Origin of the sequence: Cesiribacter andamanensis AMV16, assembly GCF_000348925.1 — a bacterium.
Lineage (GTDB): Bacteria > Bacteroidota > Bacteroidia > Cytophagales > Cyclobacteriaceae > Cesiribacter > Cesiribacter andamanensis.
Genome location: NZ_AODQ01000160.1, coordinates 1 through 8,769 on the forward strand (window position 1 = coordinate 1; position 8,769 = coordinate 8,769).

Sequence of the window (8,769 nt, forward strand, 5' to 3'; positions counted from 1 at the left end):
CGAGGTTTGATCCACCAGCTCCAGGGTTTCCTCGAAGCGCTCGGGCTGGTAGACATAAATGGTCAGCACCGGGCCAAAGATCTCCTCACACATGGTGGTATAGCTGGGGTTCTCTACCTTAAAGACCGTTGGTTCAATAAAGTAGCCCTTGCTCTTGTCGTACCCACCGCCGGCTACCAGCTCTACGCCGGAATCGTTTTTTGCATTATCGATGTAGCGGCTAATCTTGTCGAAGCTCTTTTCATCGATCACCGCATTGATGAAATTGCCGAAATCTTCGGTTGGGCCCATCTTAAAGCTTTTCAGGTCTTCTTGCACATAGCCCTTTACTTCTTCCCAGAGGTTGGCCGGGATGTAGGCGCGGGAGGCTGCCGAGCACTTCTGCCCCTGGTACTCAAAGGCGCCGCGGCTGATGGCAGTTGCCAGCGCTTTGGCATTGGCCGAGTGGTGGGCCATGATAAAGTCCTTGCCACCGGTTTCGCCCACGATGCGGGGGTAGCTCTTATAGCGGCCTATGTTTTCGCCAATGGTTTTCCAGATGGTCTGGAACACGCCGGTGCTGCCTGTAAAGTGGATGCCGGCAAAATCGGGATGCTTAAAGATCACCTCACCGGCCGTAGGGCCATGCACATACACCAGGTTGATTACCCCATCGGGCACACCAGCCTCGCGGAACACTTCCATGAGCACATGGGCCGAGTAGATCTGGGTTTCGGCCGGTTTCCACACCACGGTATTGCCCAGCATGGCGGGGGCTGTGGGCAGGTTGCCGGCAATGGCGGTAAAGTTAAAGGGGGTAAGGGCAAACACAAAACCTTCCAGCGGGCGGTACTCCAGGCGGTTCCAGATGCCGGGGGCGCTCTCGGGCTGCACCTTGTACATCTCGCTCATGAAGTAAACGTTGAAGCGCAGAAAGTCGATGAACTCACAGGCAGAATCAATCTCGGCCTGGTAGGCATTCTTGGACTGGCCCAGCATGGTGGCGGCATTGAGTCTGGCCCGGTAGGGGCCGGCAATCAGCTCGGCAGCTTTCAGGAAAATGCTGGCGCGCATTTCCCAGCTCATGCCTTCCCACAGCTCCTTGGCATTCAGGGCGGCCTGTATGGCCTGCTCCACATGCTGGGCATCGCCCTCGTGGTAATAGCCCAGCACATGTTGATGATCATGCGGGGGACTCATTTTTTTCTTTTTCTCTGTACGCACTTCTTCGCCGCCTATGTACATGGGCACATCTACCTGCTGGCTGCGAAGATCCTCCAGGGCCTTTTTAAGCGCCTTGCGCTCAGCAGAGCCTGGAGCGTAGTTGAGAACGGGTTCGTTTTTGGGATAGGGTACTTTGAAAAATCCGTTTGACATGACGGCTCGGGTTTTAAAATGCTAGACCCGGCAAAGGTACGAAAAAAGGCCCACTGGCAAAGCCTCACTCGATTACAAGCGCCAGCCCATCACCATCATATCGTCGGTTTGCTCGTGCTGCTGCATCCAGTCCTGCAGGCTTTGCCGGATTTTTTCTTTCTGCTGCTCCATAGGCAGGTGCACATGGGCCTTTAGCAGGTCCATAAACCGCCGTTCGCCAAATTTCTTATCGGTCTTGCCGCCAAACTGGTCCCGCACCCCATCGGTACACAGGTAAAAGGAGGTAGCCTCCAGAAAGGAAAGGCGGTGTACCGTAAATCCACTAAAGGCTTTGCTGCTGGTTCCGCCCACATACTGCCGGTCGCCTTTTACTTTTTCAATAGCCTCGCCTTTGCTATAGTACAGGCTGCTGCGGGCGCCGGCAAACTGCAGCTCCCGCAGCTGCAGGTCTATCACACAAAGGGCGGCTTCCATCCCATCCTGGCTGTAGGCACTCTCGGTATTGAGCGAGCGGTGCACATGCTCGTTGAGGCGGTTCAGGATCTGATCGGCTTGCTGCACTTCTTCCTGCAGAATGATCTGGTTGAGGTACAGATCGCCAATAAGCGACATAAAGGCGCCGGGCACCCCCTGCCCGGTACAGTCCAGGGCAGCCAGAAAAATCTTGTCCCGCACCTGGGCAAACCAGTAAAAATCGCCGCTGACAATTTCCTTGGGCTTGAGCCAGATAAAAGAATCAGGGAGCGCCACCTTTAATTCAGCCGGCTGGGGCAGCATGGCATCCTGTATGCGGCGGGCATACTCCAGGCTGGAGGTAATGTGCGAGGTTTTCTGCTCGATGGCCTCCTGCTGGCGGCTTATCTGGCTACTGGCCTGATTTAAATAACTGGCCTGCGAGAGCAGCTCTTTTTTCTGTTCTTCCAGAAGCTCATTCTGCTTGATGATCTCCCGGTTCTGCTCCTCAATCTGGTGTTTCTGGCGAGTAAGCAGCTGGTTGGCCTGCTGCTTGCTGCGGTTGTTTTTGTAGAGCACACCAGCTACCAGCAAAAACAAGCCAAACAGGGCCATAAAGCTGTTGCGAATGATCATTTGCCGCTCCAGCTCATCATCCTGAATGATCTTGCTCTGCTTGAGCAGCTCAATTTTGGCTTCGCGGCTCTCCAGCTCATACTCGGCTTTCAGCTGCTCCACCCGGTTGGTCGATTGCTCGTTGTAGATGGAGTCATGCAACTGAAAAAAGCGGCTGTGGCTCTCATAGGCCTTTTGCCAGACCCCCATGGTGGCGTAGAGCTCGGCCTGCGAGCGGTAAATATTCTTCATAAGGTAGCGCAGGCGGTGCTGGCGGGCCTGCACCAGCGATTCCTTCAGGTAATACTCAGCCATGGCATAGTTTCCCAGCCGCAGGTGCATCTCGCCTATAAAGGACTTGCAGTCGATGTAGGTCTCTACCTCAATGGGGTTGGCGATGTAGAATTCCAGCGCCTGCATGGCATAGTTAAGGGCTTTTTTGGGATTCTTGTCGGCCTTCCAGGAAATGTTGGCCAGGTTAAAGAACACATCGGCCAGGCCGGCGGTATCTTTTTCTACTTTTAGCTGCTCATAGGCACGCAGCGTAAAGTACAGGGCACTGTCATAATCAGTGGTCTGGGCATAGTAGTGGCCCAGGTTGCTCCAGCAATAACTAGCGCGTTTTTCTCCCCAGTTCTTATAGATCAGGTCGGCCGCTTCTTTGGTAACTTCAATGGCCTTTTTGTAATTGCCCTGCAGGCTGTAGAAATAGCCCAGGTTTTGCAACAGGTGGGCCAGGTTATCTTCATCCCGGGCCTTTTTGAGCAGCTTAAGAGAGATCAGGTAATTCTCAAGCGCACTGTGGTACTCCCCGCGGATATCATTGTAGATGGCCAGGTTCATGTGGGCCATGCCCCTACCCCGTACATAGCCCAGGCTATCGGACAGCCTGAGGGCCTGATGAATGAGGGGGAGCGGATCATTTTTGCCGGAAAGGGCATAAACGTTACATAGATAATTTACTTTATCGATGTAAACAGAGTCTCGTTGTGGTTTTTTTAGCCATTCTTCTGCTTCCTGTATGCGTTCCAGATCTTGTCCGGAGGCAGAAGGGGCGGTAGATAAAAACACAAGGATGCCCAATAAGGAGGCCAGCAGTACTTGCACGCTATTTTTTTCTTAGAACTATTCAATTTTAAGCAGAAATGCGCGCTTTATCAATCCGCATTTGGCCCAAACATTACATGAGGAACAGAAAGAATGGGAGCAGCCTGAAGGCTCTTACTCTTACAGTTAGCGCATTGACAAGGCCTGATTAGATCGCCAGGGAAGCGCCTCTGAAAACAATAGGCAGATTGGAAAAATCCAAAGCAGGAACGCTATTAAAGCAGGCGCAGCAGTTCGCTGAGGCAGTGGATCTCCTGCTGCACCGGTACATGGTAGCGGCGCTTATAGGGGTTGTAATACACACTGTCGATGCCCGCAGCGGCAGCGCCGATAATATCGGCTTTCAGGTTGTCGCCGATCATCAGGCACTCCTCCCCGCGGGCGCCGGTTTGCCGGAGCACATGTTCAAAAAAGAGGGCATCTGGCTTGGCCACGCCGGCATCTTCGGCGGTAAAGACCCCCGCAAAGTAGTGGCCAATGCCCGAAGCACTCAGTTTAATAGCCTGTACATCGCGAAAGCCATTGGTGAGGATGTACAGGGGGTAGCGGCCCTGCACATGCTCCAGCACCTCGCGGGCAAAGGGCAGCAGGCCCGGCTTGGCGGGGCACTGGCTCAGATAGGCCTTGTCCAGTTCGGAGGCGATGTGCTCATCGGCCTCAGCGCCCAGTGCCTGCAGCACCCGCACAAAGCGCAGGCGGCGCAACTCGTCGCGCTGCAGCTTGCCGCTTTCATTCAGGTCCCAGAGCTGGTAGTTTATGGTCTCAAAGGTTTTGCAGAAGGTATCGGAGCAGAAATTGCCCAGCTGCGCCAGCTGATGGGTCTGGTAGAGCTCCCGCAGGGTGGCCTCCGAGTTGGCGCTAAAGTCCCAGAGGGTGTGGTCCAGATCAAAAAACAGGTAGCGGTAGCGGGCTTTTAAGGGGCGCATAAGGGGGTATTCGGTGCAAGGTAAAGAAGCAGGGCCTTAGTTTGGTCCCATCCAGCGGCGGCGCTGCAGCTTATTTACTGCTAATTCGCGGTTAGAGTTCAGGATCTGATACACTTCCAGGTCCCGTTTTAGTTCCGGATCTTTTTCCATGGGGTCCAGCAGCTGGCGTACCACATCTTCCATTTCTTCCTTTACGAAATAAAAGATCCAAAGATCATCCTTTCGGAAACCCAGCAGGCCGGCATTGCGCAGGTAGGTAATGTGGCGAGAGGTTTTGGTCTGGGTAAACTCCAGCGTTAGCTGCAGGTCGGAGATGCACATTTCGCCTTTTCGGTACAACAGGTGCAGCATACGCAGGCGGGCCTCGTCTGAGAGGGCTTTAAAGAGCTGGGTACCGAATTGCAGGCTGAAATTTTTAAGGCGCATGAACGTTGTAAACAAAAGGGCCCCCTTGCGGAACCTATTTCTCCTAAAATTATTTAATTTTTAGAACTTAACGTAATTTGCCAGCTCCTAACGGTACCCCTGTGAAGGTAACACGTACTCCTTATGTTCTTCTGCTGCCACTGCTGGTGGCACTTGTCTTGTTTAGCCAGCCCGTTCAGGCCCAGCGCAAAGCTCCTGTAGTACAGTTTTCCGGTATTGTCATGGCCGCCGACGATAGCGCCGCCGTGCTGCCGGGGGTACACATTTATGTGCCAAAAGCGGGTAGAGGTACCGTTAGCAACCCCCTGGGCTACTTTAGCATGCCCGTGCTGGTAGGCGATAGTGTGGTGATTAGTTATACAGGCTATCAGAAGCAGCATTACAAGATCCCCAACAACATTGGTGATGCCATTACGGTGATCATCGAACTATCGCCGGATACGGCCTATCTGCCCGAGATCACCATTTTTCCCTACCCCACCGAGCAGCTCTTTAAGCAGGCCATTCTGGCTATGGAGCTGCCCAAGGAGGAAGAAGACATCATGAAGCGCAACATGGATGCCACGCTGCTGGCGCTGATGATGGAAAATATGGAAATGGATGGCAGCGAGAACTACAAGCGCTTCTCGCAGCAGCAGATCATGGATAGCCACAACCGCTATTTTATCCGCACCAACCCCTTCTTCAACCCCCTGAACTGGGCCAAGTTCATCCAGTCCATCAAGCGGGGCGAGTACAGCCGGGACAAAAAGTAAGCTAGGCTGTGTCTGAAAAATGGAATAACGTACTGCAGGTTGGGTTTTGTCATCTCGACCAACGGGAGAGATCTTAATAAAACAGCCTCCAAGATCCCTCCCGTTGGTCGGGATGACACAATAGAAGGGCAGCTAGAATCCCAAAAATGTATTCTTCAGACACAGCCTAGCCACCGGCCCAGCTTTCCCGGTCCAGCGTACGGTACTGAATGGCTTCGGCCAGGTGCCCGATCTGGATCTCATCGGCTTCGGCCAGGTCGGCAATGGTGCGGCTTACCTTTAAGATACGGTCATAGGCACGGGCGCTCAGCCCCAGGCGCTCCATGGCCCGTTTGAGAAGGGCCTTGCCCCCTTCATTAATGCGGCATACCTCCTTAACCATCTGCGAGGGCATCAGGGCATTGGAGTGGACGTCAGGCGTGGCTTCAAAGCGCCGCTTCTGCCGCTCCCGGGCGCCAATGACCCGCTGGCGAATGCTGGCGCTGCTTTCCATTTTGCGCTCACCGGTCATTTCATCGAAGGATACAGGGGTTACCTCCACATGCAGGTCAATGCGGTCCAGCAAGGGGCCGCTGATCTTGTTCAGGTAACGCTGTACGGCCCCGGGCGGGCATACACAGTCTTTATCTGGGTGGTTGTGGTAGCCGCAGGGGCAGGGATTCATGCTGGCAATGAGCATGAAGTTGGCCGGAAAATCCACCGACAGGCGGGCCCGGCTAATGGTGACCTGCCGTTCTTCCAGCGGCTGGCGCATTACTTCCAGCACGGTACGCTTAAACTCGGGCAGCTCGTCCAGAAACAGGATGCCGTTGTGGGCCAGGCTGATCTCGCCAGGCTGCGGCACGCCGCCACCTCCTACCAGGGCTACATCGGAAATGGTATGGTGGGGGGCGCGGTAGGGCCGGTGGGCAATGAGCGAGGCATTGCCGCCCAGCTTGCCGGCTACGGAGTGAATTTTGGTGGTCTCCAGTGCCTCATGCAGGCTTAAGGGGGGCAGGATGGTGGGCAGGCGCTTGGCCAGCATGGTTTTGCCGGCGCCGGGCGGGCCTACCATGATGACATTGTGGCCGCCGGCTGCCGCTATTTCCATGGCCCGTTTAATGTTCTCCTGCCCCTGCACATCGGAAAAATCCACCTCAAAATGGTCCTGCTGGCCAAAGAAGATATCGCGGGTTTCCTGCCGCTCGGGTGTGATGGAGCGCTTTCCTTCTATGAATTCAACGGCCTCTTTCAGGTTTTCGACCCCAATCACCTCCAGGCTGTTGACAATGGCGGCTTCGGAGGCATTTTCTTTGGGGAGGATAAAGCCCTTAAAGCCCTGCTTGCGGGCTTCTATAGCAATGGGCAAGGCTCCCTTGATGGGCCGCAGGGCTCCATCCAGCGCCAGCTCACCCATGATGATGTAGCGCTCCAGCTCGGCGGCCGCCTGCAGCTGGTCGGAGGCCTGCAGAATGCCCAGGGCAATGGGCAGGTCATAGGCCGATCCTTCTTTGCGGATATCGGCCGGGGCCAGGTTCACCACCACCTTCTGGCGGGGCATGCTAAAGCCCAGGTATTTTAAGGCCGACTCTACCCGCTGCTGGCTTTCCTTAACGGCATTGTCGGGCAGGCCCACCATAAAAAAGTGAAGGCCCTGTACTACACTTACCTCTATGGTGATCAGGCGGGCATTGACCCCGTAAACAGCGCTTCCATATGTTTTGGCTAGCATAGTGTTGGTATTGGGTAGTGGGTAGTAAACGGTCCGCCGCAGCGGTAGTGAGAATTGGTTCCTGCAAGAAGCCGACTTGTCAGAACAATACTTGATTTACCTAGAGTAAAATGGTTTGGGAAAGGAATGTTTGAGAAATTGCTATTTTCCTACCTTATTCCCATAACCGACTAGAACGACCTCATAGATACTTTGGCTATTGTCGTCATCCCGGCGCAGGCGGTGGCCGCCCCGCCGGAATCTGCCAACAGTTAAGTAGAAAAAATTTATCTCTGCTCTAAAAGTTACGAGATCCCGGCCTGCGCCGGGATGACGGTGAGAAAACACCTATTTATGAGATAGCTACTATAAAAAAGCAGAAAACTAGTGTTTTAGAAGTAAGCTCCTACATCTGCAGTCCTTATCTCAATACCGCTGCGGCGGACCGTCCACTACGCAATACCCACTACCCTCACACCCCCAGCAGCTGCTCGATGCGCTGAATGAGGATGTGGATCACCTTGATGTGGATCTCCTGGATACGGTCGGCGTAGCCCTGGTGGCTCACCCGGATCTCTACGTCGGCCAGGGTGGCCAGTTTACCCCCCTCCTTGCCGGTAAGCGCTACTACGGCTATGCCCTGTGCCTTTGCCAGCTCGGCCGCCCGCAGCACATTGCCGGAGTTACCGCTGGTGCTGATGGCCAGCAACACATCCCCTTTGCGGCCCAGGGCCTGCAGGTAGCGGGAAAAAATGTGCTCATACCCATAATCGTTGGCCGTGCAACTGATGTGGCTGGGATCGGAAATGGCCAGGGCCGCCAGCGGCCGGCGCTCTTCCCGGTACTTGCCGGTAAGCTCTTCGGCAAAGTGCATGGCATCGCAATGCGAGCCGCCATTGCCGCAGGAGAGCAGCTTGCCCCCCTGTTGCAGGCTGCTGGCCATGAGCCGGGCCGCGTCTTCTATCTTTTGTAGATTGTCGGCATTGTTCAGAAAATTCTCCAGCACCTGGGCGGCTTCGCGCAGCTGCTGTTCTATTAGGCGGATTCCTTCCATGGGGAGAGCGGATCAGGGGCGTGGTGATGGGGTAGGACCGTCGGCCGGAGGAGGGGTACTGCTATCGGTGCGACCGCCTTTTTCCAGCGAGCTGCGGAAGGCTTCGATGCGGCGACCGGCCTGCTCATCTTCGGCCTTACGGGATTCTTCCATATCGTACATGCGCGCTTTGGTGGCGGTATGCTCGCCTTCCAGCCGGCGCAGGCTGCCCTGCAGGCTGCGGATGGACAGCATGTAGACGAGCAGCAGGCCGCTCATTAAAATGATGCCGAGCGTCATCCACATTTTAAAATAGTCCATGAGGTTGAGCAGGTTCAGGTTGTTGTACAGGCTTTCTTCATTCATGATCAGAATAACCGTAACTACAATGTAGACCAGGCTTAACCC

General features: G+C 54.8%; 8 protein-coding genes. 1 reads left to right on the forward strand and 7 read right to left on the reverse strand.

Annotated features, from left to right (window positions below; all coding sequences use genetic code 11):
* The 4 genes from pruA to ADICEAN_RS18975 form a co-directional block, all read right to left on the reverse strand.
* On the reverse strand, positions 1 to 1,356 hold a 1,356-nt coding region (gene pruA, locus ADICEAN_RS18960; RefSeq protein ID WP_040398274.1), incomplete at its 3' end, for an L-glutamate gamma-semialdehyde dehydrogenase.
* A 72-nt stretch (positions 1,357 to 1,428) separates the two neighbouring features.
* Positions 1,429 to 3,531 carry a SpoIIE family protein phosphatase gene (locus ADICEAN_RS18965; protein WP_009197277.1) on the reverse strand — a complete coding sequence of 701 codons (2,103 nt, stop codon included), beginning with the start codon at positions 3,529 to 3,531 and terminating at the stop codon, positions 1,429 to 1,431.
* A 215-nt stretch (positions 3,532 to 3,746) separates the two neighbouring features.
* Positions 3,747 to 4,457, reverse strand: coding sequence for a YjjG family noncanonical pyrimidine nucleotidase (locus ADICEAN_RS18970; protein ID WP_009197278.1), 711 nt, complete (start codon positions 4,455 to 4,457; stop codon positions 3,747 to 3,749).
* Between the two features lie 36 nt (positions 4,458 to 4,493).
* Positions 4,494 to 4,883: an ArsR/SmtB family transcription factor gene (locus tag ADICEAN_RS18975; protein WP_009197279.1), complete on the reverse strand. Its 390-nt coding sequence runs from the start codon at positions 4,881 to 4,883 to the stop codon at positions 4,494 to 4,496.
* 101 nt (positions 4,884 to 4,984) lie between these two features.
* Here ADICEAN_RS18975 and ADICEAN_RS18980 point away from each other — a divergent pair, with 101 nt between their 5' ends.
* Positions 4,985 to 5,638, forward strand: a complete 654-nt coding sequence (locus ADICEAN_RS18980) for a carboxypeptidase-like regulatory domain-containing protein (RefSeq protein WP_040398277.1) — start codon at positions 4,985 to 4,987, stop codon at positions 5,636 to 5,638.
* A 166-nt stretch (positions 5,639 to 5,804) separates the two neighbouring features.
* Here the strand turns inward: ADICEAN_RS18980 and ADICEAN_RS18985 are convergent, their stop codons facing one another.
* The 3 genes from ADICEAN_RS18985 to ADICEAN_RS22795 all read right to left on the reverse strand — a co-directional run.
* On the reverse strand, positions 5,805 to 7,349 hold the full coding sequence (locus tag ADICEAN_RS18985) for a YifB family Mg chelatase-like AAA ATPase (protein WP_009197281.1): 1,545 nt from the start codon (positions 7,347 to 7,349) through the stop codon (positions 5,805 to 5,807).
* A gap of 451 nt (positions 7,350 to 7,800) precedes the next feature.
* Positions 7,801 to 8,382, reverse strand: a complete 582-nt coding sequence (lpcA, locus tag ADICEAN_RS18990; protein ID WP_009197282.1) for a D-sedoheptulose 7-phosphate isomerase — start codon at positions 8,380 to 8,382, stop codon at positions 7,801 to 7,803.
* A 12-nt stretch (positions 8,383 to 8,394) separates the two neighbouring features.
* Positions 8,395 to 8,769, reverse strand: a 375-nt coding sequence (locus tag ADICEAN_RS22795) for a hypothetical protein (RefSeq protein WP_040398279.1), incomplete at its 5' end; no start/stop codon positions are given.